Annotated in this window: 21 protein-coding genes; 10 read left to right on the forward strand and 11 right to left on the reverse strand. The window is 72.4% G+C overall.

Going from position 1 to position 26,595, the window contains the following annotated elements:
* Nucleotides 1–116: 116 nt before the first annotated feature.
* The gene (locus ACH4U7_RS37865) at nucleotides 117–1,388 is read right to left on the reverse strand and encodes an MFS transporter (RefSeq protein ID WP_398532423.1); all 1,272 of its coding nucleotides are present in this window, start codon (nucleotides 1,386–1,388) and stop codon (nucleotides 117–119) included.
* A gap of 374 nt (nucleotides 1,389–1,762) precedes the next feature.
* On the opposite strand from ACH4U7_RS37865, the gene ACH4U7_RS37870 reads away from it, so the two are divergent.
* Complete coding sequence (locus ACH4U7_RS37870) at nucleotides 1,763–2,593, forward strand: putative protein N(5)-glutamine methyltransferase (RefSeq protein WP_398532302.1); 831 nt, start codon at nucleotides 1,763–1,765, stop codon at nucleotides 2,591–2,593.
* Nucleotides 2,594–2,862: 269 nt separating this feature from the next.
* Entirely contained in the window at nucleotides 2,863–6,384 is a 3,522-nt protein-coding gene (locus ACH4U7_RS37875; protein ID WP_398532303.1) for an AfsR/SARP family transcriptional regulator, read from the forward strand.
* 232 nt (nucleotides 6,385–6,616) lie between these two features.
* On the opposite strand, the gene ACH4U7_RS37880 is transcribed toward ACH4U7_RS37875, so the two are convergent.
* Both ACH4U7_RS37880 and ACH4U7_RS37885 read right to left on the reverse strand, forming a co-directional pair.
* Nucleotides 6,617–7,102, reverse strand: coding sequence for a hypothetical protein (locus ACH4U7_RS37880; RefSeq protein ID WP_398532304.1), 486 nt, complete (start codon nucleotides 7,100–7,102; stop codon nucleotides 6,617–6,619).
* An 81-nt stretch (nucleotides 7,103–7,183) separates the two neighbouring features.
* A complete protein-coding gene (locus ACH4U7_RS37885; RefSeq protein ID WP_398532305.1) occupies nucleotides 7,184–7,867 on the reverse strand; it encodes a response regulator in 684 nt (227 codons plus the stop codon).
* Nucleotides 7,868–8,026: 159 nt separating this feature from the next.
* Here ACH4U7_RS37885 and ACH4U7_RS37890 point away from each other — a divergent pair, with 159 nt between their 5' ends.
* From ACH4U7_RS37890 to ACH4U7_RS37900, 3 genes are all read left to right on the forward strand, one after another.
* The gene (locus ACH4U7_RS37890; RefSeq protein ID WP_398532306.1) at nucleotides 8,027–9,022 is read left to right on the forward strand and encodes a Bug family tripartite tricarboxylate transporter substrate binding protein; all 996 of its coding nucleotides are present in this window, start codon (nucleotides 8,027–8,029) and stop codon (nucleotides 9,020–9,022) included.
* 119 nt (nucleotides 9,023–9,141) lie between these two features.
* The gene (locus ACH4U7_RS37895) at nucleotides 9,142–9,624 is read left to right on the forward strand and encodes a tripartite tricarboxylate transporter TctB family protein (RefSeq protein ID WP_398532424.1); all 483 of its coding nucleotides are present in this window, start codon (nucleotides 9,142–9,144) and stop codon (nucleotides 9,622–9,624) included.
* A 4-nt stretch (nucleotides 9,625–9,628) separates the two neighbouring features.
* On the forward strand, nucleotides 9,629–11,125 hold the full coding sequence (locus ACH4U7_RS37900) for a tripartite tricarboxylate transporter permease (protein WP_398532307.1): 1,497 nt from the start codon (nucleotides 9,629–9,631) through the stop codon (nucleotides 11,123–11,125).
* 109 nt (nucleotides 11,126–11,234) lie between these two features.
* Here the strand turns inward: ACH4U7_RS37900 and ACH4U7_RS37905 are convergent, their stop codons facing one another.
* Entirely contained in the window at nucleotides 11,235–12,176 is a 942-nt protein-coding gene (locus tag ACH4U7_RS37905; RefSeq protein WP_398532308.1) for a GNAT family N-acetyltransferase, read from the reverse strand.
* A 124-nt stretch (nucleotides 12,177–12,300) separates the two neighbouring features.
* On the opposite strand from ACH4U7_RS37905, the gene ACH4U7_RS37910 reads away from it, so the two are divergent.
* Nucleotides 12,301–12,681, forward strand: coding sequence for a GntR family transcriptional regulator (locus ACH4U7_RS37910; RefSeq protein ID WP_398532309.1), 381 nt, complete (start codon nucleotides 12,301–12,303; stop codon nucleotides 12,679–12,681).
* 120 nt (nucleotides 12,682–12,801) lie between these two features.
* Nucleotides 12,802–13,578: a dimethylargininase gene (ddaH, locus tag ACH4U7_RS37915; RefSeq protein WP_398532310.1), complete on the forward strand. Its 777-nt coding sequence runs from the start codon at nucleotides 12,802–12,804 to the stop codon at nucleotides 13,576–13,578.
* Nucleotides 13,579–13,652: 74 nt separating this feature from the next.
* Here the strand turns inward: ddaH and ACH4U7_RS37920 are convergent, their stop codons facing one another.
* Complete coding sequence (locus tag ACH4U7_RS37920) at nucleotides 13,653–14,765, reverse strand: DUF5925 domain-containing protein (protein ID WP_398532425.1); 1,113 nt, start codon at nucleotides 14,763–14,765, stop codon at nucleotides 13,653–13,655.
* A 199-nt stretch (nucleotides 14,766–14,964) separates the two neighbouring features.
* On the opposite strand from ACH4U7_RS37920, the gene ACH4U7_RS37925 reads away from it, so the two are divergent.
* Complete coding sequence (locus tag ACH4U7_RS37925) at nucleotides 14,965–16,359, forward strand: xylan 1,4-beta-xylosidase (RefSeq protein ID WP_398532311.1); 1,395 nt, start codon at nucleotides 14,965–14,967, stop codon at nucleotides 16,357–16,359.
* A gap of 193 nt (nucleotides 16,360–16,552) precedes the next feature.
* Nucleotides 16,553–16,756, forward strand: coding sequence for a hypothetical protein (locus ACH4U7_RS37930; protein ID WP_398532312.1), 204 nt, complete (start codon nucleotides 16,553–16,555; stop codon nucleotides 16,754–16,756).
* Here the strand turns inward: ACH4U7_RS37930 and ACH4U7_RS37935 are convergent.
* From ACH4U7_RS37935 to ACH4U7_RS37960, 6 genes are all read right to left on the reverse strand, one after another.
* Entirely contained in the window at nucleotides 16,753–20,460 is a 3,708-nt protein-coding gene (locus tag ACH4U7_RS37935; protein WP_398532313.1) for a lipopolysaccharide biosynthesis protein, read from the reverse strand. The two genes, ACH4U7_RS37930 and ACH4U7_RS37935, sit on opposite strands and share 4 nt — an antisense overlap.
* Before the next feature lie 4 nt (nucleotides 20,461–20,464).
* A complete protein-coding gene (locus tag ACH4U7_RS37940; protein WP_398532314.1) occupies nucleotides 20,465–21,262 on the reverse strand; it encodes a polysaccharide deacetylase family protein in 798 nt (265 codons plus the stop codon).
* 70 nt (nucleotides 21,263–21,332) lie between these two features.
* Nucleotides 21,333–22,430, reverse strand: coding sequence for a glycosyltransferase family 2 protein (locus ACH4U7_RS37945; protein WP_398532426.1), 1,098 nt, complete (start codon nucleotides 22,428–22,430; stop codon nucleotides 21,333–21,335).
* Between the two features lie 32 nt (nucleotides 22,431–22,462).
* Entirely contained in the window at nucleotides 22,463–23,320 is an 858-nt protein-coding gene (locus tag ACH4U7_RS37950) for a glycosyltransferase family 2 protein (RefSeq protein ID WP_398532315.1), read from the reverse strand.
* A 435-nt stretch (nucleotides 23,321–23,755) separates the two neighbouring features.
* On the reverse strand, nucleotides 23,756–24,850 hold the full coding sequence (locus ACH4U7_RS37955; protein ID WP_398532316.1) for a GNAT family N-acetyltransferase: 1,095 nt from the start codon (nucleotides 24,848–24,850) through the stop codon (nucleotides 23,756–23,758).
* Nucleotides 24,851–24,868: 18 nt separating this feature from the next.
* The gene (locus ACH4U7_RS37960; protein WP_398532317.1) at nucleotides 24,869–25,369 is read right to left on the reverse strand and encodes a hypothetical protein; all 501 of its coding nucleotides are present in this window, start codon (nucleotides 25,367–25,369) and stop codon (nucleotides 24,869–24,871) included.
* 371 nt (nucleotides 25,370–25,740) lie between these two features.
* Here ACH4U7_RS37960 and ACH4U7_RS37965 point away from each other — a divergent pair, with 371 nt between their 5' ends.
* Nucleotides 25,741–26,553, forward strand: a complete 813-nt coding sequence (locus ACH4U7_RS37965) for an SGNH/GDSL hydrolase family protein (protein ID WP_398532318.1) — start codon at nucleotides 25,741–25,743, stop codon at nucleotides 26,551–26,553.
* Nucleotides 26,554–26,595 lie beyond the last annotated feature (42 nt).

Consider the following 26,595-nt stretch of genomic DNA (forward strand, 5'->3'; position numbering starts at 1 on the left):
CAAAGGGGGCGCCCGGCCGCGAGCGGCGTCTGGCCGGGGGCACCTCCCAGCGGTAGCTGGGGGAGGCTGATGTCACTGCGGCGTCGGTAGCAGGGCGCCCCCTTTGACGACAGGCCCTACGGCTTCTCGCCCACCCGGTCGCCGAGGTCGCCGAGGTCGCCGAGAGGAGGCCGCCCGGCGGTGGCGGAACGAGGGTCGGTGTCGGCCGGGCGCGTGGCCGTGGCACGGATCAGCCAGCCCGTCGTGGCCAGGCAGATCGCCGAGACCGCGGCCAGGATGAGCGGCACCGACCGGATGCCGGACAGTTCGATGGCCTTGCCGAGCGCCGGGCCCGCGGCCACGCCGCCGACCATGGACGCCGCGATGACCAGCGCTCCGGCCCGGCGGGCGCGCGGGGCCGCGTCGTTCAGCCAGGGCAGGCCGGTCGGGAAGATCGGCGCGATGAACAGGCCGACGCCCGCGTATGCGTACGGGGCCAGCGCGGGCACCGCGGCGAGCAGCAGGCACGCGGTCATGCCCGCGCAGCTGACCACGATGATCGACCGGGCGGGCCAGCGCAGCGCGAGTGGCGCGACCAGGAAGCGGCCGACCGTCATCATCAGCCAGTAGACGGAGGTCGCGGAGGCGGCGGCGGTCGCGCCGTAGCCGACGGTCTCCAGGTGGGTGGGCTCCCAGCCGCCGACGCCCGCCTCGATGCCGACATGCAGGACGTACAGGAGCACGAAGGCGCCCAGCACGGTGGCCAGGCTGCGGGACCGCGCCCGCGCCCGCCGCGCGTCCGCGGCGTCGTCCTGCGGGTCGTTCTCGCCACCCGCCGTACGCGGGGGAGCCTCGTCCCGCACCCCGGCCAGGCACAGCAGCAGCGGCAGGGTCAGGGCGGCGAAGCCGAGGAAGACGGCGGTGTAGCGCTCCGCCCCCACCAGGCCGATCAGTGCCGGACCGAGGATCGCGCCGATGCCGAAGTGGGCGTTGAGGATGTTGAGCATGGCGGTGCTGCGGCGCCCGAACCCGACGGCGAACAGCTGGTTCAGGCCGTAGTCGATGCCGCCGAAGCCGAGCCCGGCCACCAGCGCCATGGCGAGGGCGGCCGGCCACGTGGGCGCGAGGGCGAAACCGGCCGCGCCGACGGCCATCAGCAGATACGAGCCGCCGAGCAGCTTGCGGTTGCCGATCCGGGAGGCGGGGTCGGCGTGGCCGAAGAGCCGGTCGAAGACGAGGACGCCCGCGACACCCCCGACGAAGTGGGCGCTGAGACCGAGTCCGGCGGTGGAGGGGGAGAGGCCGAACTCGTCGCGGAAGGCGGGAATCGACGGTCCGTAGAGCGCCTGCAGCGCGCCGATCAGGATGAAGCCCACGCAGGACGCGACCACGGCGGCGCGGCTGAACAGCGGGGTCCGGTCAGTGGTCCGGTCGGGGGTCCGGTCGGGGGTCCGGCCAGGTGGCCGGTCGTCGGGTCGGGGGAGCGGAGGCGTGCTCGGAGGCTTGTCCACGACGGGAGTGTTACCGCTAACATTCCGCCCGTCAAGGCATTTGCCGCGGCGCGGGGCCCGCTGCCCGGGCAGGCCCTCGCCTCCTCGGCCCCCTCGCACACGTTTGCGCCGCCGACTGCCTCGGGTAAAGTGATCGCGGCTTCAGAAGCGAACGACCGAGGAGGTGAGACCCATTACCGCTGTGTCAGGTCGGGTGCTCTCATCTCACGGCCGTGCGGTCCCTCAGGGATAGGTGACCGCGGGAGCGCCCAAAGGCGTTCCGAAAGGCTCCCATGTCGGTCTCACCGTCACTTCTTCCCCTCTCCGCCATCGTCACCAGGCTCCGCGGCGTCGGCTGTGTCTTCGCCGAGGACGAGGCGCACCTGCTCGTCACCACGGCCCGTACCCCCGATGAACTCGCCGCCATGGTCGACCGGCGCGTGGCGGGGCTTCCCCTGGAACACGTCCTCGGCTGGGCGGAGTTCCACGGTCTGCGGATAGCCGTCGACCACGGCGTCTTCGTACCCCGTCGGCGCACCGAATTCCTCGTCGACCAGGCCGTCGGCCTCGCCCGGCCAGGGGCCGTCGTCGTCGACCTGTGCTGCGGCTCGGGCGCGGTGGGCGCCGCGCTGATCGCGGCACTGGGTCCGGTCTCCCCGGTCGAGCTGGGTCCGGTCCCCCCGGTCGAGCTGTACGCGGCCGACATCGAGCCCGCCGCGGTGCGCTGCGCCCGGCGCAACATCCCCGCCGACATGGGCCGGGTGTACGAGGGCGACCTCTACGAGCCACTGCCCGCCGCGCTGCGCGGGCGTGTCGACGTTCTGGTCGCCAACGCCCCCTACGTACCCACCGATGCCATCCGCCTGCTGCCCCCGGAGGCCCGCGACCACGAGCCGCGCGTCGCGCTGGACGGCGGCGCGGACGGGCTCGACGTCCAGCGGCGGGTGCTCGCCGGGGCGGCCCAGTGGCTGGCGCCCGACGGCCATCTGCTGATCGAGACCAGCGAGGGTCAGGCGCCGCGCACCGCCGAGACCTTCGCCCGGCACGGGCTGATTCCCCGGATCGCCGGATGCGAGGAGCTGGGCGCGACCGTCGTCATCGGCACCAGGCCCGCGACGGTCTGACGGGCTGATCACGTCTCAATGAGGCGCACGTCGGCGCGTCCCCCAACGCGCCGACGTGCCGGGGCCGCCGACCTGCCATCCCCCGTCAAGCAGGTCGGCGGCCTTCCCGAGGCGCCGCTCCGTCCCAAATCGGAGCCGCTGAGAACACTCTGCCGCACGGGACTTGGACGAAATCTTGAGGAAACCTTGGACGCTCCTGCACGCGGCCTGCCGAATTCGCGAGAAGATCAGGGCGCGGGGGGAGAGAACCAGGGTTGGGGGAGGCTCACATGGACTTCCGGGTCCTCGGCCCCGTTGAGGCGTGGTCCAAAGACCGGCAAGTCGACCTCGGGCACGCCAAGCAGCGCTGTGTGATCGCGGTCCTGCTGGTGGAGGCGAACCGCGTGGTGCCCGTGGGGCAGTTGATCGACCGGGTGTGGGGCGAGGAGCCCCCGGCGTCCGTGCGCAGTGTGCTGTACGGGTATGTGGCGCGGCTGCGGGCGGCGCTGCGCGCCTTGGAAGAAGGCGCGGTGGGGGCGGCGGCCGGCGGGCACGACGGCGCCCGGCTGGCGCGGCGCGCCGGGGGCTATGTGCTGGAGGTGTCGGCCGAGTTGGTGGACCTCCACCGGTTCCGTGGCCTGGTCGCCGAGGCCGCGGCCGCGGAGGAGGACCCCACGCGCGCCGCCGGGCTGCTGCGCGGGGCTCTCGGGCTGTGGCGCGGGGAGGCCCTGTCCGGTCTGTCCGGTGACTGGGCCTGGAACATGCGGGAGCGGCTGGGCAGCGAGCACATCGCGGCCCGGCTGGCTCTGGGCGACGCGGAGCTGCGGCTGGGCCGGCACGGCGAACTGCTGCCCGAGCTGCGCGATCTGGCCGCCGCCCACCCGCTGGACGAGCGGGTCGTACGGCAGCTCATCGTGACCCTGTACCGGTGCGAGCGGCAGGCCGAGGCGCTTGAGGTGTACACCCGCACCCGCGAGCGGCTGGCCGATGAGCTGGGGGTCGACCCCGGGCCCGAACTCCAGGCGCTGCACCAGCGGATCCTGGTGGGCGACCTCGATGTACGCCCGCCCGCACCGCCCTCGCCCCAGCCCGCCTTTGCCGATGCGCCGCCCGGCCCGCAGAACCACAGCGGCCCGCGGCTGATCCCCGCCGAACTGCCGCGCGCCGTACCCGGCTTCACCGGCCGGACCGAGGCCGTCGCCCGGCTGCACGCCCTCGTCCCGTCCGGCGGCCCGGCGCCCGACACCGGCACGGTGGTGATCTCCGCGATCGGCGGCACCGCGGGCGTGGGCAAGACCGCCCTGGCCGTGCACTGGGGCCATCAGGTGCGGGACCGGTTCCCGGACGGCCAGCTGTACGTGGACCTGCGAGGCTTCGACGGCAACCGCGAACCGCTGCGCCCGCGCGACGCCCTCGGGCAGCTGCTGCGAGGACTGGGCCTGACGCCGCAGGAGATACCGGCCGACGAGGACGAGATGATCCGCCGCTACCGGTCCCTGCTGGTGGACCGGCGGATGCTGATCCTGCTGGACGACGCGGTCTCCGCCGAGCAGGTCCGCCCGCTGCTGCCCGGTGGCCCGTCCTGCCTCGTCGTGGTGACCAGCCGCAACCGGCTGGGCGGCCTGGTCGCACGGGAGGGCGCGCACCCCCTCATGCTCGACGTACTGGCCCCCGAGGAGGCCCATGCCCTGCTGGTCGCCGTCCTCGGGGAACCGCGGGTGGCGGCCGAGCCGGACGCCGTGGCCGAACTCGCCCGGCTGTGCGGCTACCTCCCACTCGCGCTGCGCGTGGCCGCCGCGCAGCTCGCCTGCGAGCCGGGCCGGCGCGTCGCCGACCTGGCGGCCGAGCTGGCGGAGGGCAGCAGGCTGGCGGTGCTGGAGCTGGAGGACGACGAACGGTCCGCGGTCCGCGCCGCCTTCGACCTCTCGTACCGGGCCCAGGGCCCCCGGGCCCGGCTGCTGTTCCGCCGGCTCGGCCTGGTCCCGGGCCTGGAGTTCGACGCCGGGGCCGCGGCGGCGCTGCTGGACGACACGGAGGAGCAGGCCGCGCAGCTGCTGGCCACCCTGGCGGGCGCGCATCTGATCGAGTCGCGCGGGGAGGGCCGCTACGGCTTCCACGACCTGCTCCGCGAATACGCCTGGGAGCGGCTGGAGTCCGACGACCGGGCGGTCGACGACCTGGCGGTCGACGACCCGGCGGCGGAGCCGGCGGCCGCGCGGGACCGGCTGTACGCGTGGTACCTGCTCGCCGCGGACACCGCCGGGCGCATCCTGTATCCGCAGATCCCCAGGCTGCCGCGCGAGATGGCCGAGGGCGCCGAGGTGGCTGAGACGGCCGAGGCAGCCGACGCGGCGCCGGGGCACTGTGGGGACCGCGAGGGCGGGCCGTACGCCTCCTTCGCGGCGGGCTTCGAGAGCTTACGCGTCCCGCACGTCCGCGCACCGATGCGGCTCGCCGACGAGATCGAGGCCATCGTGTGGCTGGAGGCCGAACGGGCCAATCTGCTGGCCGTCATCGAACGGGCCGCGCGCGAAGGGCCGCGCGCCGTGTCCTGGCATCTGACGGACGCGCTGCTCGGCTACTTCTGGCTCTGCCTGCCCCGCGGCACCTGGCAGGTCACCGCGCAGAGCGCGCTGGACGCCGCGGTCGCCGAGGGCGACCGGCGCGGTGAGGCCGCCATCTACTACAACATCGGCTTCGCCCTGTGGGACCTCGGCATCCTCGGCCAGTCCGCCCTCCACCACCAGCGCGCCATCGAACTGCACCGCGCCATCGGCTGGTCCCCGGGCGAGGCGGCGGCGCTCGGCGGACTGGCGTACGTGGAATGGGAACAGGCTCGGCTGGACGATGCGCTGGGGCACTTCGACGCCGCGCTGGCGATCCTGCGCGAGCTCGGGCAGACCGACGCCGAGGCGCTGGCGCTCATCGGCGTCGGCCTCGTCCACCGGGACATGGGCCGGCTGCCGGAGGCTGTGAGCGACCTGGAGACGGCGCTGCACATCCGGCGCAAGGCCGGAGTCCGCTACGAGGCCAACCACCTGGACAACCTCGGCATCGCGTACTGGGAAGCCGGCCGGCTGCGCGACGGCCTGGAAGTCCTCGGCGAGGCCGTGGCCATCAACGAGGCCGTCGGCTACCGCAACGGCCACGCGGTGGCGCTCCAGATCACCGGCCGGATCCAGCTGGAGTGCGGGCGCCACGAGGAGGGTCTTGAACACGGCGAGCGCGCGTTGCGGCTCGCCGTGGACACCGGAAACCGCCGGATCCAGTCCGACGCCCTCAACACCATCGGCGAGGCCCACCGACGCGCCGGGCGCGGCGAACAGGCGGCAGAGAGCCACGAACGCGCGCTCCTCGCGGCGCGCGCCGCGCAGAACCGGCGCGCCGAAGCGGACAGCCTGCTCGGCCTCGCCGCCGCCTACCGCCTCCTCGGCCACGCCGAGGCCGCACTGGCCCGGGCGGACGAGGCCCGGCAACTGGCGCGGCGCTGCGGCTTCCGGCTGGTCGAGGGGCAGGCCCTGACCGAACTCGGCGAGATCCACGCCGCCGCGGGGCGATACGCGCAGGCGCTCGCCCGCGCGGTCGAGGCGGTTGCCGTGCAACGGGAGTCGGGCCACCCGCTGGGCGAGGCCCGAGCCCTCGACCTCATCGGCCGGGTGCCGGACGCCGTGCCGGGAGCCGTACCGGAGCTGGCCGTGAGCGGGCAGGAGGGGGAGGCGGAGAAGGAGGTGGCCGGGGACGGCCGGGCCCGTGCGGCCCGGCGCCGCGCGGAGCAGATCTACGCGGCCACGGGGGCGCGGCCCGCGAGTTGAGCCACCCGTCCAGCTCCCTGGTCCCACACCAGGTCCCGGCTCAGGCCCCGTGCGCCGCGCCGAGGCGAGGGCCCGCGCGCGAGGCCCCGCCCGTGGTCCAACGCCAGGTCGCTTCCCGGGGTTCAGGCCAGGGTCCGTCTCAGCCCCTGCCCGCGAGTCCCGCGCGAGGCCACGCGCGAGGCCCAGGCCCCGCCCCGGCCCCGCCTCAGGGCCCAGGGCCCAGGTCGCGCGGTCAGTCGAGGTCGTCGCAGATCTGGTGGGCCTTGTCGAGGTTCTTCTTCACCTCGCTGTTGCCGAAATCGAAGGTCCTGGCGTGCTGGTTCTGGACGATGAGCAGGGCCTTCGCCAGCGGCTTGTACTGGGCGTCGCCCGCGGCCGCCGACGCGGAGAGCGCGATGGCCGCACCGAAGCGGTTCATCGCGATCTCGCCCTTCGAGCCCTTCGTGACGTAGTCCGATGGCTCGAATCCGCTCAGTGCGCGGCAGGCGTCCCGTGCGTCGCCCGCCGCGCCGCCCGCGGACGAGTCGCCGCTGACCGCCCAGGCGACACCGACGCCCGCGCCGCCGATCAGGATCCCCACGATCAGCGCGGCGGCCAGGGCCCGCGGGGACTTACGCGGCGCCGGAGCGGCGGGCGGACCGGCGGGCGGAGAGGCGGGCGGAGAGGCCGGAGCGGCGTCCGGCGGTATGGGCGCGGAGGCAGGCTGCTGTGACGACATGCGGACAAGATAGCTGCTCAGCGAGGCTTTGCCGGGGGCGGGTGAGCCCCAAGGCGCACCCCAGGGTGCGCCCGGCCGCCGTCAGGCGATCCAGCGGTAGCGGCGCTCCGGGCGGCCCGTGCCGCCGTAGCGCAGGGTGACCTCCACCCGCCCCGTCTCGGCGAAGTACTCGAGATAGCGGCGGGCGCTCACCCGCGAGAAGGCGCCCGCCTCCGCGCACTCCGCCGCCGAAAGCCCCTCCGCATGCTCGCGCAGCGTGCGCTCGACGAGGCTCGCGGTGTGCGCGGCCAGGCCCTTGGGCAGTTGCTCGCGCGAGCGCGAGCCGCGCGGGCGGGTGCCGAAGATCTGGTCGACATCCTCCTGGCTGGCCTCGCCGAGCGAGTCGAGGCGGGCCCGCAGGGAGGCGGCGTGGCGCAACTGCTCCTGAAGGGCGGTCCGGTCGAAGGGTTTGATGAGGTAGTGCAGCGCCCCCGCGCGCAACGCCTCGCGTACGGCGTGCGGGTCCTTGGCCGCGGTGACGAACAGCGCGTCCACATGGCGGTGTTCCGGCTGCTCCCGCATCCGGCGCAGCACACTGATGCCGTCCATGTCCGGCAGATACACGTCCAGCAGGACCAGGTCGGGACGGAGCGCGCCGGCGGCGCGCAGCGCCTCGGCGCCCGTATGGGCCACCCCCGCGACCGTGAAGCCGTCCAGGGCCGCCACATAGCGGCTGTGCAGCTTGGCCACCATGAAGTCGTCGTCGACCACCAGCACTCTCGTCATCGAACGCGCCTTCCCGTTGCCTTCCCCGTTGGCCTTCGCCGTGTACGCAACGACCACAAGGTCTCTTAATACCGAAAGAGAGACAGCGCGTTAACCCACCGGCAACATGTGGCGCGCCTCACACAGACACCCACGCAAGAACAGAAAGGCGGTGTCACCGTGCGTCTGAGTCCGCGTCTGCGTACCCCGCTCGCCCTCTTCTCTGCGGCTGTGATCGTGCTCCTCGGGCCTCCGCTGCTCAGCTCCGGCAGCGGCTCCGCCACCGGTACCCATATCCCCGGCCTGCGCCTGATGGTGCCCAACACCCCAGGTGGCGGCTATGACATCACGGCGCGTACGGCGGCCAAGAGCGCCGAGGACGCCGATCTGAGCCGCAACATCGAAGTGTTCAACCTGCCCGGCGCGGGCGGCACCGTCGGGCTCAGCCGCCTGGTGGCCGAGCGCGGCAACGGCAAGCTCGCGATGTCCATGGGCCTTGGGGTGGTGGGCGCGGTGCACACCAACCACGCGCCGTCCACGCTCGCCGATACGACGCCGATCGCGCGGCTCACCCAGGAGCCGGACATCGTGGTCGTGGCCAAGGGCTCCAAGTACCGCGACTTCGATCAACTGGTCGCGGACTGGCGCGACAAGCCCGGCTCGTTGCCCGTGGGCGGCGGCTCCTCACCCGGCGGACCGGACCATCTGGCCCCCATGCTGATGGCCAAGGCCGCCGGGATCGCGCCGAAGAAGGTCAACTACATCCCGTACGACGGCGGTGGCGAACTGCTGGCCTCCGTCCTCGGCGGCAAGGTGGCCTTCGGTGTCTCCGGCGTCGGCGAGTACCTGGACCAGATCGAGGCGGGCGAGCTGCGGGTGCTCGCGGTGACCAGCAAAAAGCGCCTGCCGGGCCTGGACGCTCCGACGCTCGAGGAGTCCGGCCTCGACGTCTCGTTCACCAACTGGCGCGGCATCGTCGCCCCGCCCGGACTGACCGACACCGAGCGCGACAAGCTGATCGACCTGGTCACGAAGATGCATGCCTCGAAGCAGTGGCAGGAGGCGGTGCGGCGCAACCGCTGGACCGACGCCTTTATGACGGGGGACGAGTTCGGACGCTTCCTGACCGCCCAGGACAAGCGCGTGGACACGGTGCTGAAGGAGCTTGGACTGTGACGGACAGCCACGCGGACACCAACGCCAACACAGCCGACAGCACGGCCGACAACACAGCCGACAACAAGGCCAACAACACAGCCGACAACACAGACCCCGGCACGGGGCTCAGAGCGTTCCTGCGCGGCCGCTCCGAACTCGGCGTCTGCGCCCTGCTGCTGGCCATCGGCGTCCTCGTACTCACCGACGCCCTCACCATGGACACCGACTTCGCCCAGCGCGGCCCCGTCGGCCCCAGGACCGTGCCGATCGTCGTCGGCATCGCGCTGCTGGTCGTCGCCGTACTGCTGGCCGTGGACGTGCTGCGCGGCGGCAAGGGCGAGGCAGAAGGCGGCGAGGACATCGACCTGGCCGCGCCCGGCGACTGGCGCACCGTCCTGCTGCTGGCCGGTGTGTTCCTCGCCAACGCCTTCCTCATCGACCCGCTCGGCTTCCCCATCTCCGGCGCCCTGCTCTTCTGGGGCTCGGCGTACGCCCTCGGCAGCCGCGCCTTCCACCGCGACCCGCTGATCGCGGCCGTGCTCTCCACCGTCACCTTCTTCGTCTTCGACCGGCTGCTCGCGGTGCCGCTGCCCGGCGGCCCGCTGATGGAGGTGCTGTAACGCGATGGACTCCCTCTCCTCCCTCCTCGACGGCTTCGGCACCGCCCTGAGCCCGGTCAATCTGCTGTGGGCGGCGGTCGGCGTGCTGCTGGGCACCGCCATCGGGGTGCTCCCCGGTATCGGCCCGGCGATGGCGGTCGCGCTGCTGCTGCCCGTCACCTACGGGCTCGACCCCACCGCCGCGTTCATCATGTTCGCGGGCATCTACTACGGCGGTATGTTCGGCGGCTCCACCACCTCGATCCTCCTCAACACCCCCGGTGAGACCGCCGCCGTCGTCGCCGCCATGGAAGGCCATCCCATGGCCCGCTCCGGGCGCGGTGCCCAGGCGCTCGCGGCGGCCGCCATCGGACACTTCGCGGGCGGCATGATCGGCACCTGTCTGCTGGTCTTCCTCGCCCCGACCGTCGCCGACCTCGCCGTCGACATCGGCGCGCCCGACTACTTCGCCATCATGGTGCTCGCCTTCATCGCCGTGACGTCGGTGCTCGGCAGCTCCCGTATCCGCGGCTTCGCGTCGCTGCTGATCGGGCTCACCATCGGCCTGGTGGGCCTGGACCAGATGACCGGACAGCAGCGGCTCACCTTCGGCTCGCTCCAGCTCGCCGACGGCATCGACGTCGTCATCGTCGCGGTCGGCCTCTTCGCCATCGGCGAGGCGCTGTGGGTGGCCCTGCATCTGCGCCGCCGCCCCGATGAGCCGATCCCGGTCGGCCGCCCCTGGCTCGGCAAGGCCGAGTTGCGCCGCACCTGGAAGCCCTGGCTGCGCGGCCCGGCGATCGGCTTCCCGTTCGGCGCGATCCCGGCGGGCGGCGCGGAGATCCCCACCTTCCTGTCGTACGTGACCGAGAAGCGGCTCTCCAAGCACCGCGACGAGTTCGGCAAGGGCGCCATCGAGGGCGTGGCAGGCCCGGAGTCGGCCGCCTCCGCGTCCGCCGCGGGCACGCTCGTCTCGATGCTCACCCTCGGCCTGCCCACCACCGCGGTCGCCGCGGTGATGCTGGCCGCCTTCCAGCAGTACGGCATCCAGCCAGGACCGCTGCTCTTCGAACGCGAACCGGACCTGGTGTGGGGGCTGATCGCCTCGCTGTTCATCGCCATGGTGATGCTGCTGGTGCTCAACCTGCCGCTGGCGCCCGTATGGGCCAAGCTGCTGCGTATCCCGAGGCCGTATCTGTACGCGGGCATCCTCTTCTTCGCGGCGGTCGGCGCGTACGCGGTGGGCGGCGAGCCGCTGGACCTGGTGATCCTGCTGATCATCGGCCTGCTGGGGCTGCTGATGCGGCGTTACGGCCTGCCGGTGCTGCCCGCGGTGATCGGCGTCATCCTCGGGCCGGGGGCCGAACAGCAGCTGCGGCGGGCCCTGCAGATCAGCGACGGGAGTGTGTCGGGGCTGGTCAACACGCCCTTCTCGGTGACCGTGTATGTGGTGATAGCGCTGATCCTTTGCTGGCCGTTGGCGAAGCGGCTGGTGCTGCGCGGACCCGCGAAAACATCCTGACCGGCGGCGTTACGGTGACGGCCCGGTGGTCCCGCTCGCAGTGGAGCGGGACCACCGGGCCGTGGGCTGTTGGCGACCGCCCGCGGGGTCGGCTGCCGGGGTTTGCGCGCTATGCGCCGAGCTCCCGTACGTACCGCCACTGCGTGGCCACCGGCGCGTAGCCGAACCACTTGTTGACGGCGAGCATCGGCTCATTGCCCCCGTCGTTGCCGGCGAACGCCTCCACGCAGCCCGCCGCGCGGGCGCGGTGCAGTGAGTCGTTCTTGGCGAGCTTGGCCAGCCCCCGGCCGCGGAAGGCGCGGAGCGTGCCGGTCATGGCCGACCAGTAGCGGCCGCGCCGGTCGGTGTGGGCCACGCTGAACGCGGCGACAGCGCCGTCGACGACGGCGACCGAGGTCAGCTCGCGGTCCAGGGCCGGGTGTTCCCAGTTGAGGGCCAGCCACTCGGCGTACGGCAGGCCGGCGAACCCGACGTCACCCGGCTCGTCCTCCGTGCACTCGACGTCCGCCTCGTACAGCGGGCGCGGGTTGTCGGCGAAGTCGGCGGCCGTGCGCAACTCGACACCGCCCCGCCGGGAAAAGCGGCTGGCCTGGAGGTCAAGCGGCGGCAGCGCGACGCCGGTCAGGTCCAGCCGCTGGACGCGGGAGCCGCGGCCGCGCCGGTAGCCGCGCCGCTCGGCGAAGGTCACGCAGCGCGGCTCGTCCAGCGCCCAGGCGGACACCTTGACGACCCCCAGCCCCGCCAGGCGCTCCTCGGCGGCCGACACCAGCGCGGACCCGGCCCCCGTACCGCGCGCGTCGACGCGCACCGCGGTCTGGGCGAACGCGTGCCCCGGCTCACTGGCGTCGTGGAACACACCCGTCGCGCAGGAGCCGACGACCTGTCCGTCGGCCTCCGCGACCAGCAGCCGGTACTGCCGCTCGGGTGGGGCACTGGCGACCGTCCAGGCCACCGTCTCCGGTGTCGTCACGAGATACGGGAAGGCGGAGCGCCGCGCCTCGGCGACGGCCACGGCGTCCGCGGCACGGAAATCGCGCACGATCAGCGTCATGGTGCCGCAGGGTACGGCCCGCCGCCCCACGCCGCCTCTCCATTTCCGTGTCTGCGCCCCGCCCGGCCGACCGTGGCACACAATAGGTGCGACAAACCCGCCCGCACGCCCTGGAGCCCAGCCCGTGGCCTTGAAGATCACCGTCGACCCGGATTCGGCGACGGCCCCGTTCGAACAGATCCGCGCCCAGATCGCCGACCAGGTCCGCTCGGGGGGCCTCCCGGTGGGCTACAAGCTGCCCACCGTACGCGGCTTCGCCGAGGAGCTGGGGCTCGCGGCGAACACCGTCGCCAAGGCATATCGGGCGCTGGAGTCCGACGGGGTGATCGAGACCCGAGGCCGCCACGGCAGCTTCGTCGCCGCCGCGGGCGACGCGGCCGAGCGGGAAGCGGCGAGCGCGGCGGCGGCCTACGCCCAGCGGGTCCGGCGGCTCGGCCTGGACCGGACGGCCGCGCAGACCGCCGTGGACGAGGCGCTGCGGGCGGTGTACGCAGCGGACGCGTGACGGCGTGCGCCCGGTGGATCGCCAAAGCCTCGAACCGCCGGGCGCGTGCCTCACCATGGAGGCCGGAGGCCCGCAGCCGACCAGGACCAGGATCAGGCTCAGGATCAGGATGGAGTCCCCATGCCCAGCGCCAAAGCCATCGTCCGGCGGCCCAGCCCCCGCCTCGCCGAAGGGCTCGTCACCCACATCGACCGCAATCCGGTCGACGCCGCGCTGGCGCTGCGGCAGTGGGAGGTCTACGTCGTGGCGCTGCGCGCGCACGGCTGGGAGCCGGTGGAGGTGCCCCCGGCGGACGACTGCCCGGACGGCGTCTTCGTCGAGGACACCGTGGTCGTCTACAAGAACGTCGCGCTGATCGCCCGCCCCGGCGCCGCCTCCCGCCGCGCCGAAACCGCCGACGCGGAGGAGGCGGTGACCGCGCTCGGGTGTTCGGTGAACCGGATCCGCGAGCCGGGCACCCTGGACGGCGGGGACGTTCTCAAGATCGGCGACACCCTCTACGTCGGCCGCGGCGGCCGCACCGACGCCGACGGCGTACGGCAGCTGCGCGCCGTCTTCGAGCCGCTGGGCGCCCGGGTGGTGGCGGTCCCGGTCAGCAAGGTGCTCCATCTCAAGTCGGCCGTCACCGCCCTCCCCGACGGCACGGTCATCGGCTATCCGCCGCTGGTCGACGACGTACGGGCGTTTCCGCGCTTCCTCCCCGTCCCCGAGGAGTCCGGCGCCCATGTCGTCCTGCTCGGCGGCGGCAAGCTGCTGATGGCGGCGAGCGCGCCCAAGAGCGCTGAGCTGTTCGCGGACCTCGGCTATGAGCCGGTGCCCGTGGACATCAGCGAGTTCGAGAAGATGGAGGGCTGTGTGACCTGCCTGTCGGTGCGCCTGCGTGACCTGTACGCCTGACGACCGGGACCGGGACCGGGACCGGGACCGGGACCAGGACCTGGACCAGGACCTGGACCGGGCAGTCGCTATCCCTACAGATACAGCCCCGCATCCGCGTCCGCCGACTGCGGCGGCACCGACGCGGGCCGGGTGCCGCGCCGCAGCGCGTACAGCTCGGCCAGCGTCGCCCCGTCCCGTCCGATGTCATCCTCCCGACCGCAGGCCTCCCTGCCCAGCCAGCTGACGGCCTCCGCGCGGGTGAGCCGCCCCACCTCGATCCTGGCCAGACAGCGGCCGGGCCGGACCACCGCCGGGTGCAGCCGCTCCAGGTCCTCGTTGGTGGTCACCCCGACCAGCACGTTCCGCCCCTGGCCGAGCAGCCCGTCCGTCAGATTCAGCAGCCGGGACAGGGCCTGGCCCGCCGTGTGCTTGGCCTCGCCGCGGATCAGTTCGTCGCAGTCCTCAAGCAGCAGGAGCCGCCAGCGGCCCTTGGCCGAGCCGTCGTCCTCGCCGATGGCGATGTCCATCAGATAGCCGACGTCCGAGAACAGCCGCTCCGGGTCGAGTACGCAGTCCACCTGGCACCAGTCCCGCCACGAGCGGGCCAGGGTGCGCAGCGCGGAGGTCTTGCCGGTGCCGGGCGGGCCGTGCAGCAGCAGGAGCCGGCCCGCGATGTCGTCCGGGGTGACCTTCATCAGCCCGTCCATGGCCTCGGCGACCGGGGCGGTGTAGTTGCCCCGGATCTCCTCCCAGGTCCCGGCGGAGATCTGGCGCGTGGTGCGGTGCGGGCCGCGCCGCGGGGAGACGTACCAGAAGCCCATCGTCACGTTCTCCGGCTGGGGCTCCGGCTCGTCCTCCGCGCCGTCGACCGCCTGCCGCAGCACCTTCTCCGCGAGGTCGTCCGAGACGGCCGTCACGGTCACGTCCGCGCCCCGGTTCCACCGGGACACCAGCAGCGTCCAGCCGTCGCCCTCGGCGAGGGTCGCGCTGCGGTCGTCGTCCCGCGCGGCGCGCAGCACCTTCGCGGCGGGCGGCAGCAGCGTCATACCGGACTTGACCCGGTCGACGGAGTGGCTGCGGGCGTACGGCTGCTCGCCGGTCGCGAACCGCCCGAGGAAGAGCGCGTCCACGACGTCGGACGGGGAGTCGCTGTCGTCGACGTTCAGCCGGATCGGGAGCGACTGCTCCGGGGGTGTGGTGGGCAGGGCCTGCCTCCTGGTCGGGCGGGACGGTGCGGCGGTCAGCGCACACCCGAGCCATGATTCAGCACGGGGGTCCGTCGCGCACCTGGGTTTAGGGGCGTTTACCGAGCTGTTCTCGAAGAAGCCCGCCGAATGGGGGCGTTCATGGATACTCTTACCCGATATGGGGCGTCATGAGACGGGACGTCATACAGGGGGACGGATGGTGTTGTCGCGCGGAGGGCGGTGGCGGATCGCGGCCGTGCTCGGCATCGTGGTGGCGGCCCTGGCGCTGCTGCTCACCACCTGCGCCGGCCGGCCGGGGGACGACGCCGGGCGGCGGGGCGCGGACCGGACGCGCGAGCGGCCCGTCACGGCGGCGCCCGGCTGGGGCCTCACCCACACCCAGTACAGCGCCGACCGCGGCACCGAGCAGGGCAGGCGCGCGGCGGAGAAGACGCTCTCCGCACAGCCGCTGACGCAGAACCAGCACATCATGGGCTGGGGCGCGAGCAACCCCGAGCCCTCGCCCGGCCGCTACGACTTCGCCGACCTCGACCGCCGCGTCGACCTCATGCGCAGGACCGGCGCCACGCCCGTGCTCACCCTGTGCTGCGCCCCCGACTGGATGAAGGGCGGCAAACCGGGGGACACGGACTGGTCGCAGCAGGCCCTGGAGACCGCGCCCACCCCCGAGCACTACGCGGACTTCGCCGAGCTCGCGGGCAAGGTCGCCCGGCGCTATCCGGATGTGCGCCACTTCATCGTCTGGAACGAGCTCAAGGGCTTCTACGACGACGACAAGAATCGCTGGGACTACGAGGGCTACACCAAGCTCTACAACCTGGTCTACGCGGAGCTGAAGAGGCAGAACGCGCACAACCTGGTCGGCGGGCCGTACGTGGTCGCGGACAGCGAGCCGCCGGGCGGTGCGGGCGCGGCGGGCGACTCCGACGGCGTCAGCGGCTCCCCGGCGGTCAGCGGGCCCTGGGGTTCCCTCGATCAGCGCTCCGCCGATGTGATCACGTACTGGAACCGGCACAAGGCGGGCGCGGACTTCGTCGTCGTCGACGGCTCCAGCTACACCCGCGAGGGCGATCAGCTGCTGCCGGACGAGTTCGGCGCGACCGCCAAGTTCACGGATGTGACGCGCTGGCTGCGCGAGACCACGCAGCTGCCGGTGTGGTGGGCCGAGTGGTACGTGGAGCCGCCCGACGCCGACGACGACCGCGACGGCTGGAGCGAGCCGCACCGCCTCGCGGTGCAGGCCGCGGCGATGACCCGGCTGGCCCAGGGCGGTACGGCCGCCGCGCTCTACTGGAACCCGCAGGACACCGGCGCCAAGTGCCCCGGCTGCCTGTGGCGCAGCACCGAGCTGGCGGACGGCGGCGGCCCGCTGCCGATGATGGACCTGCTCGGCCGCTTCGCCCGGGAGTTCCCGCCCGGCACCCGCTTCCGGACCGTGGACATCGCCGCCGACGACCGGCCGAATGTGGTGGTCCTCGCGGACGACGACGCGCTGCTGGTGGTGAACACCCTGAAGCGGCCGATCCAGGCGAAGATCGACGGCCGGTCGTTCGACATGGACGGGTACGAGGTGCGCTGGTTCAAGCGCTGAGCGCCGTCGCGGCCACGCGGCGGCGCCGGACATCGCCGCGCATCGGGACCGGTCCCGCATGGTCCGGGCTAGCTTGTGGCCGCGGTGTCATGGAACACCCACGACCGGCGCGGCATGGTGGACATTTATGTGGACGGGTTCTGGGGGACTGGTTCCCCTCCTCTTCATGGTCGGCGCTCTTCCCGGTGCTGCCATGGGAGAGCCGATCGTTGCCTTCCTGGGCGGTTGCCTGATCGGGGTGGTGCTCTACCGCATCGGTGAGCGCGAGAGTCAGCACGCGGAGTGGTGGGAGAACACCTTCTTCTTCATCCCGACCCACTTCTGGGGGATCGCCGGCTTCGTGCTGTCGGCCGCGATGGTGCTCACCCTTGCCGTGGACCCTTCCTACGGCGCCTAGGACATCGTCCAGAAGCGCTGCCCGAGCGACGCCAGCAGCACGGCCAGCAGCGGCAGCGAGAACCAGAACGAGCCCTGCAGCCACCGCAGCCGCCGCACACTCGGCCGGACCGTCACCCGTACCACCTCACGCGCCGTCAGCAGCGCGATCAGCGCGACCGCCGCGAGCGCGCCGAGCACCGACCACGGTGTCCAGGTGATCCGCGGCCCGGCCGGCCCCGGTGCGGGTCGCGGCACCGGTCCGGGCGGCCGCCGCGTCAGCTCGTACAGTGCCGCGTCGTCGTTCGACACCACCCGGCGCAGCTCGGGATGCCGGTCCAGGGAGCGCAGCAGCCGCCGCTCCCAGCCGGCCGAATAGCCCGAGTCCAGCCGCAGATAGACGGACTGGCCCCGGCCCACCATCAGATACGAGTTCGGCCCCGCCCCGCGCAACGCCTCGACCAGGCCGTCGACGAGGACCGGGTCGCGCGGCGCGAGCGTCGGCAGATGGCTCACCCGCTCCATGTCCCGGTCCCCCCAGGGCATGGCCGGGGTGACGTTGTCGACGGTGTCATTGCTCAGCCACAGCACACGCACGGTCGGCTTGTCGTGTGCGTATACGTACTTCATCGCCGCGACCTCGCCCGGCCGCACCCGCTCGAACGTCTCATTGCCCCAGCGGGCGACCAGAAAGCCGAACATGAGCACGAGCCCCGCCATCAGTGCGGCCACCGGGCCCAGGCCCCGGCGGGCCGACACGACGCGCGGGAACAGCGACAGCGCCCCCAGCGCACACGCGCCCGGCAGCGCGAACATGAACACGCGCAGCGCCATTTCCCCGCCGTACGACTGCATGCCGAAGCCGAGGAACGGTACGAACGTCAGCACCACCAGCGACCGCTCCGCGAACCCCGCCGCGCGCCGCCGCAACACCCCCCAGCAGGCGAAGGCCAGCACCCCGCCCGCCAGCGCCACACGGGTGTAGAGCACCAGCTTGTGCACGCTGCTGCCGCCCTCGATACGCCCCGAAACGGACGAGGACACATTGCCGCCCACCCCGCCGACCCCGCCGAACAACTCGTCGAAGTGGCCCGACCAGTACGGCTCGGCCAGGAACCCGACCCACACCGCCACCAGCACCCCGCACAGCAGCGGCAGCCCGACCAGCTCCGACCGCCGCACCAGCACCAGCGCCGTCACCACCCCCAGCATCATGAACGGCGTCAGCTGGTGCGCCGCCACGGACGCCATGAACAGCACGAGCAGCAGCCCCAGCAGCGCGCCGCGCTGCCCGCGAGTGGCGTCGGCCACCTCGGCCTCGCCCGGCCACCATCTCCCGCGCAGCACACGCGGCTCGCGGAACCACACCAGCAGCACGGCGACGAAGAGGAGATAGAAGAGATACGTGAAGCCCTGCGGCGAGAAGTAGTCCTGCCCCACCCAGCCGCACAGCGCGAACAGCCAGGCCGCCGTCCACTTCGCGCGCCAGCTCGCGCGCAGGGACCGCAGCAGCACCATCATGGGCGCGAGGTAGAGGAGCTGAAGAGCCGTCGGCCACCAGCGCAGCACCTCCGTGAAATCCGTAACACCCCCGGCCCGCGCCAGGAACTCCGCCCCCGCGAAGAATCCCGGCCAGCTCCACCGCGCGTCCAGATCCGGCGCCGCCTCGCCGGTCCGGCCGATGTAGTCCAGAAACCCGACATGCTGCCACGCGGTCGCAAACCGCGGCTCGCCCTCCAGCACGGCGGGCACGGCGTGCAACGACACCACCGTCGCCACCAGCGCCACGGCCAGCAGCCCATGCCGCGGCCGCGTCGGCCACAGCGCGCCGACAAACGCGACCACCAGCAGCGCCGCCCCGAGCAACGTCGCGCGCGGCAGCACGGAGATGAGCCCGAGGCCGCCCATCCCGTCCAGATCGCCCTCGCCCATCCGGCTCACCGGCACCCAATAACACGCGAGCGCGACGCCCAGCATGAGCCACAGCCCCAACGTCACGACGCGCCCGCGCCGGGGTGCGTCGGCCTTGCCGGCCCTTGGCCCGCTGGCGGAGCGGGGCCGCGCGTCGGGGTGCCAGGCCGAGCCCCCAGCTGGGTCGACCCGAGCGGGGGCTGTGGCTTGCAGGCGGTCGCTGTGCGGCGGAGCCGCATGTCCCATGCCCATGCGGATGCCGAGCGCCAGCGTGTCGTGGTTGAGCGCGGCGCGCCGCGCCCAGTGGGTGCCGTAGCCCGGGTCGGGCCCGCGGTCGCCGTGGACGGCGAGATCCGCGAGGTCGCCGTCGGGCGCGGTGTCGAGCTCGGGCGGTGGAGGCGGAGGCGGAGCGGCGTGCGCGCCGTACACGCCGGATACCCCGGGCTCCGCGTACGCCGTGGACCCCACGGGCCGCGCCCTGAGCACCCCGCGCAGCTTGACCGCCGAGATGACCGCGATCACCGACAGGCTGGAGATCTCGGCGACCCCCGCCCCCGTGAGCCCCATCCGCGGCAGCAGCACCAGCGTCAGGCCCAGCACCGACACACACAGCAGACCCTGCAGATAGGCCAGCCCCGACGTGCGGCTCTGCGCGCGCAGCACCGCGAAGTACACCTCGATGACGACCCGCAGCGCCGCCCCCACCGCGAACCACCGCAGCAGCGGCGCGGCCGCCTGCGCGTACCCGTCCCCGAACACCCCGAGGATCTGCGGGGCGAAGACGAAGAGCACGAGGCAGACCGGGACCATGATGCGCGCCATCCGGCGCAGCGCCGCGCGGCAGTTCTCCGCGAGCCGGGCCGGGTCGTGCGAGCCCTCGACGGTCAGCGAGGCGCCCATGTTGATGGCGAGCAGGTTTGTCGTACCGCCGATGGTGGCGGTGATGTAGAAGTACGCGTTGTCGGCCGCGCTGACCTGTGAGGCGACGATCACCGGCACCGCGTAGACCACGGCCAGCGAGAAGAGCGACCCCGTGCAGTCCCCGGCCAGGAAGCGCCCCATCTCCCGGTAGGTCGCGGGCCGCGCCGTCTCCCGCGTCGCCTCGACATGCCGGGGCACCAGCCGGCGGAACACCAGCCAGCCCAGCGGCACCACGGACACCGCGATCGAGGCGACCCAGGACACGAACACCCCGGCCGTCGGGATCGCCACGGCCAGCGCGACGAGCAGCAGCAGCTTCGCCGCCGAGAAGACGGTGTTGCCCACCGGCACCCAGAACGCCCTGCGCAGCCCGGTGAGCACCCCGTCCTGAAGGGTCAGCAGCGCCCACCCGACCACCGCGACGATGAAGCCGAGGCCGTGGAGGGTCCCGTGCAGAAAGCGGTACGAGGGCCCCCACGTATCGAGCGTCAGCAGGAAGGCCCCGGCCGCCACCGCGACGATCACCGAGCTGCCCGCGTACGTACGCAGGACCAGCCGCCCGGTCGTACGTCCGGCGACCGGGATGAAGCGGGCCAGCGCCCCGGTGAGGGTCACCGCCGTGACCCCCGCGAGAAGCTTCATCGCGGCGATGGCCGCCGAGCCCTGGCCGACCGCGTCCTCCGCGTAGTAGCGGGCCGCGGCCAGCCAGAAGCCGAGGCCGAGGACGGCCGAGATGCCCGTGTTCAGCATCAGCGCGTAGGCGTTGCGGAACAGCTGGTTGCGATCGCGGCCGCCGCGGGGGCCGGTGTGCCCCGCGGGGGCCGCTGCCCGCGCGGTGGGCTTCTCGGCGGACTGATCGGCGGACTTATCGGCCCGGGTGGTCGTATCGGACACGGGCTCAGCGCACCTTCCCCCACACCTGACGTGATACCTGACGTGATCTGCGGACCAGGGCGTAACCGTTGGTGAGCGCCCGGTCCCGGGCGAAATGCCGGCCGAGCGACCGGCCGTTGACCAGCTGCTCGAACTCCTCGATACGGGTGGTACGGCCCACCGTCACCCGCCGCAGGGCGTACGGCCCCTGACGGCGCGCCGCGAGGCCGTTGCCCACCGCGAGCCCCACCCCGAACCCGGCCGCGCGCACCGTGCGGCGCACGCGGGGGCTGGAGTAGCCGTAGGGGTAGGCGAAGGACGCCGGCGGGTGGCCGAGCTCGTCCGTGAGGATCTCCCGGCAGCGCAGCATCTCGAACCACAACCGCTCGTCGTCGAGCTGGTCGAGCTGCGGGTGGGTGTGGCTGTGCCCGCCGATCTCGACCCCGGCGGCCGCGAGGGCGCGCAGCTGGTCCCAGTCGAGCATGAGATCGGGCGCGCCGCCCGTGTCGTACGGGCCGCGCAACCAGCCGGTCGCGGCGAACAGCGTGGCCGCGAAGCCGTGCGCGGCCAGCGCGTGGAGGGCATACCGGTGCACGCCCTCGTAACCGTCGTCGAACGTGATCACCACGGGCTTGTCGGGCAGCGTCTCCCCGCCCCGCCAGGCGGCGGCCAACTGCCCGCAGGTGACCGGCGTGAACCCGCCCGCGCCGAGCAGATCCATCTGCTCGTGAAACGCGCCCGGCGAGACGGACAGCCCCCGCGCCGCGCGCGCGGGAGCGTGTGCCACGGCGTGGTACATCAGTATCGGCACCTGCCCCTTCATACGCGGCCCCCCACGGGGCCCATGCGCGGGCGCGTTGCGCCGCGACGTGCGAGGGCTTGCGGTCTGCCGGTCATGGCGCCCCCTCGTGGGGCTTTGTGCACAGCTCTCCGCGCGTGTTCTGCCGCGCTGCCGCGCCGACCGCCCCCGCCCCCGCTTCCGCCCCCGGGAGCGGGGGCACCGCAAAGCCCGCGCCGGTTGACCTCCGGGCGCGGGCGGCGCCCACCACGTAGCCGCTTGCCGCGGCCGCGACGCCGGCCACGATCGCGCCCGCGCGGCCCGCGCCGCCCGGTCGGCCCAGGAGCGCGTCGCGCAGGCCGCGGGCGATGCCCGCAGGCAGTACGCGGGTGGTGTAGCGGCGTTCGGTGGACAGGCCCGCCTGGGCTCCGACGCTGCGGGCCACGAGGGCCTTGGAAAGGCCCTCGGCGTAGGCGCGGGTGCGGAAGTAGGCGAAGCGTTCGCGGACGGGTGGGACCTTGTGGTGGATCACGGCCCGGTCGTCGATGAGCAGCACCGCGTCCGGCCGGGCGCGGGTGAGCCGGATGCACAGTTCGGTCTCCTCACAGCCCAGCGGCCGCTTGTCGCCGTCCCGTCCGATGCCGGTCGCGAAGCCGCCCGTGAGCTCGAAGGCCTCGCGGCGGAAGGACGCGTTGCCGCCGAGGACGTTGCGCACCTGGACCCGGCCGGGCGGCAGCCCCCGGTACGTACAGCCGACGACCCAGTCGAACTCCTCGGGGAACCAGGGCGGGCGGCGGCGGGAGGCCCACACCGGGACGGTGCGCCCGCCGACGGCGAGCACCGCCGGGTCGGCGTAGGCCGCGGCGAAGTGGTGCAGCCAGTCGCGTTCGGCGACGGCGTCGTCGTCGAGGAAGGCGATCACCTCGCCGGTGGAGGCCGCGATACCGGTGTTGCGGCCCGCGGACAGGCCGCGGGGGCCCGCGTTGGCGAGCACGCGCACCCGCACCCGTACCCGCACCCGTACGTCCTCCCGGCCCTCCGCCCCCGGCCCCCCGTCGCCGTAATACGCGGCGAGACGGCGCAGCAGCGCGGGGTTGTGGTCGACCACGAGCAGCGTCTCGTGGGCGGGCAGCGACTGGCCGCGCACCGAGTCGACCGCCGCGAGGATGTCGTCCCAGCGCTCCTCGGTGTAGACGCAGATCACCACGGACATCCGGAGCTGTGATGGGACGGAGGGGAGCGCGGTCACGACAGCTCTCCCCGGATCGCCGCCGGCGCCGGCGCGGGGTGGCGGCGCCGCTTCGCGCCCCGCTCGCGAAGGATCACCCTCAGCACGCGCAGCCCGTCGCGCACGGCCCGTAGATTGCTGACGCCGTGGATGCGCTCGTACTCATGGCTCGGGATCTCCTGGACCCGCAGGCCCGCCTTGACCACGCGGATGTTCATCAGGGTCTCGACCTCGAACCCGGCGCAGTCCAGCGCGATCTCGTCCAGGCAGTGGCGCCAGAAGGCGTTGTAGCCGTAGCACAGATCGGTGTAGCGGGCGCCGAACTTATGGTTGACCAGCGCGGTCAGCGCGCGGTTGCCGAGCTTGCGGATCGGCGTCATATCGTCCGTGCCGCCGCCGTTGGCGAATCGCGACCCCTTCGCGAAGTCGGCGCCGGAGACCAGCGCGGACACATAGCTGACGATCTCGCCGCCGTCGGCCGAGCCGTCCGCGTCGACCATCACCACGATGTCGCCGGTGCAGGCGGAGAATCCGGTGATGAGCGCGTCGCCTTTGCCCTTGCCGCGCTGCGGTACGACCTTCACCCCCGGCCACAGCTCGCGGGCCACCCGGACCGTGTCGTCCGTGGAGTTCCCGTCCACGAGTACGACTTCATGGATCCAGTCGGGCAGTGTCTTGAAGACGTACGGAAGGTTCTCGGCTTCGTTCATGGCCGGAATGACGACGCTCACCGGTGGCGCGATCGCGAGATGAGAGGACACCGGGCGATAGCGATGCGATCCGGAGATCGATGAGATTGGTCCGCGTTCCGCTGTGGATTCGCTTTCCGGAGCGGATTCGCCTTCCGGTACTTCCGGGTGCACAGAGGAGCTCATGGATGTTTTCCCTCTCGTCCGGTGGACCGTCCGCCCCCGGGCGGTCCGTTGGGTTATCCGGTTCGAAAGGGGGGTTCTCACCCGCCCATGACGGCATGACGACGTGACGGCATAACGGCACGCCGATGAAACGGCATGGCGCATCGTCGCCTGACGACATCGACAGCCGAACAAGAACGAGCGAGCTGGCTGGTGTTACTTGCCTCGCGGCCCGCGTCACGGCATGCCTGAGCAGCACAAGCGCACAGGACAGCCGGGCGCGGCACCCCCCTGCCGCGGTCCCGCCCCGGAGTCCATCGCGACGCTCGAGCCCTCCCCTAGAGCCGCCATGGTGATGGTTCCGACGCGGGCGTGACTGTGGCTATGACGGTATTTACCTTGATTGTTCCATGGCAAGAGTAATCACCCGAACACCCCCTTTGGTAAATGTGTTCGTCAATTCTTGGTCCGGATACCGCCCAATCGCTTGAGCAGCCGGTCAGCCGGCCCAAAAAGCTCCGGCCGGGAAAGCACTGTGTTACGCAGTGCCCGAATCGGCGCACGCCGCGCCCGGTGCCCAAGCGCCACTGGATGGCGGCGCGTCACCCACCCCTCCGACACGCTGAGATCACGTGTTTTCAGGGAGTTCTTGTATTCCTTCTCACCGCGCCCGAGATCGAGATAAGCCACTCCCTGGGCGGCCGCCCCCTCGGCCATCCGCAGGTGCAGTACCAGTCCGGGCGAGTATTTCGCGAACGCCGTGTCGTACGCCGGGAACCAGCAGGCCAGTACGCGCTCCGAGCGCAGCCCGAAATGCGCGGCCACCGGCCGCCCGCCGCAGTAGAGCACCGAGAGCAGCCCGGCGCACGAGGCGCCGCGCGTATGGAAGAGCTGCTCCACCAGGTGGGTGATCCAGGCGTGGGCGAAGCGGTCGCTGCGCCCCGTCCTGCGGTACTGCGCGGACTTCCAGTCGATCAGTGTCCGCAGCACGGCCGGATCGCGCTCGTCGTGGACGTATCGCACTTCTCCGATGTCCCGGGCCAGCTTGCGCTCCTTGGCGAGCGTGGTGCGGGTGAACTTGGGTGAGCGGGTGCGGAGCCGGGCCAGATACGCCTCGAAGCCCTGCTCGACGTCGATCACCGGGGAGGGAAAGGAGCCCCGGGCCCCCACCTCGAAGGGCTTCTGTCCCCCCACCAGGTGATCGAACTCCCAGACCGCGAGCCCACAGGCCTGCAGCAACTCGCGCGCGTCCCACTGGAACCCGGGCCGGTGCATCAGGCCCTGCGAATCCGAAAGGCCCAGGCCGATCGCCCGCCCCACGCCGAGCCGGGTCCGCTGGAACGGGAAGAAGGCCACCGACTCGCCTTCTTCGCGCACCACCGCGATCCGTACCCCACGTCTGCAGCGGCCGATGGCCAGTGTGAACTCCGGGGCGAGAAAGGGGTTCGCGAGCTCGGGCGCGCCCAAGAGGTGCGCCTGCGCCTGCATGGCCGTCCAGGCCGCCCGGTCGGCGGCCGTCAGATCGCCGGGGCGATACACGCCGATGTCCACGTTTCATCCCTGACTGTCTCATCCCTGACTGCTCGTCGCGCGGAGACTGCTGGTCGCACGTGGGCTGCTGGTCGTACGGGGGCTGCTGGTCGTGCGGGGGCTGCTCGTCGTGCGTGGACTGCTCCTTGCGTGGCGACGGCGCCGCGCGCGGGCCTGCCGTACCGACAGGAGCCCCACGGACAGGAACAGCACCAGGCTCACCGCGCCGACCGCCACCACACCCCCGCGCACCGACCACATATGCGAAGCGAGCATCGCCTGCGCGACCAGCAGATCCAGCGCGAGCGCACCGACGCCCGCGAGCACCGCGCGGGCCGCCCCGTCCAGCCCGCGCAGCGCGCCCCCCAGGGCCGATGCGGGTGCCGTGATCAGGAAGAGGAGAGTGAAGGGCGCGCGTAGCGGTGAGTCGATGCCCGCGAGTGTGAGCGCGGCACCGACCCCTCCGATGCCGACGGCGACCCCCGCGAGCGCCAGCGGGAATCGCACACCTGTTGGGCTCTTGTCGCTGTTGGTCTGCATTGGCGACTTTGCCCCCTGAAGCGCCGGATGCCGGGCTTCAATGTCGCGCAGGCGGAGGAAGCCCGTCAAGATGCGGCAGATGTGCGAACGGGCGGGTCAGAGACGTGAGTTGACCGTTCCGCTCCGCTTGCGCAACGGCGTGCGCGGTGGCGCGTGACCAGCGCGGGGGGCTGGCGCGCGGGAAGTTCATCGGCCCGACCGGAATATTTTCCTAACTACACGCATAGACCCTTGGTTTCGGCGGGATGACATAGCCATGTCACGCCGGGGCAACAACACGGCGGTGTGGCAGACGGTTTCGAACATGATTGCCCCTTTCGGGGCGGTCGTGCCGCAACAGCATCGGCAGCAATCCTGCTAAGGGAGACTGAATGAAACTGTCCAGACTCACGGCCACCGCAAGCGCATTCGTCGTCGGTGTCGTGCTCGCCCTCGCCGGGGCCGGCGCGGCCCAGGCCGCGGAGAGCGCCGCCGGGCCCGCCTATGTGGCGCTCGGTGACTCCTACTCGTCCGGCGTCGGCTCCGGCAGCTACGACTCCGCGAGTGGCAGCTGCAAGCGCAGCACCAAGGCCTACCCCAAGCTCTGGGCCGCCGCGCACGCCCCCTCCAGCTTCAACTTCACGGCCTGCTCCGGCGCCAAGACCGGCGACGTCCTCAACAACCAGCTCGGCCCGCTGAACTCCAGCACCGGCCTGGTCAGCATCAGCATCGGCGGCAATGACGCCGGCTTCGCCGACGTCATGACCACCTGTGTGCTGCCCGGCGAGGACAACTGCCTCAGCGCGGTCGCCAACGCCCGCAGCTACGCCCAGAACACCCTGCCCGGCAAGCTGGACCAGGTCTACGACGCGATCCGGGCCAAGGCGCCGTCCGCCCGTGTCGTCGTCCTCGGCTACCCGCGCTTCTACAAGCTCAGCGGCGACTGCATCGCGGGGCTCACCGAGAGCGAGCGCTCCGCGATCAACAACGCCTCGGACTACCTGAACTCCGTCACCAAGGGCCGCGCCTCCGCCCACGGCTTTGTCTTCGGTGACGTGGCCACCCCGTTCACCGGGCACGAGATCTGCTCCGGGAGCGAGTGGCTGCACAGCGTCACCTGGCCCATCGACGAGTCCTACCACCCGACCGCCGCGGGCCAGTCCGGCGGCTACCTGCCCGTCCTGAACACGGCTGACGGGATCTGATCAGCTCTTTCAAGCTTTTTGCTTCGCCACCATGTACGAGCG

This window comes from Streptomyces sp. NPDC020845 (assembly GCF_044334165.1).
Lineage (GTDB): Bacteria > Actinomycetota > Actinomycetes > Streptomycetales > Streptomycetaceae > Streptomyces.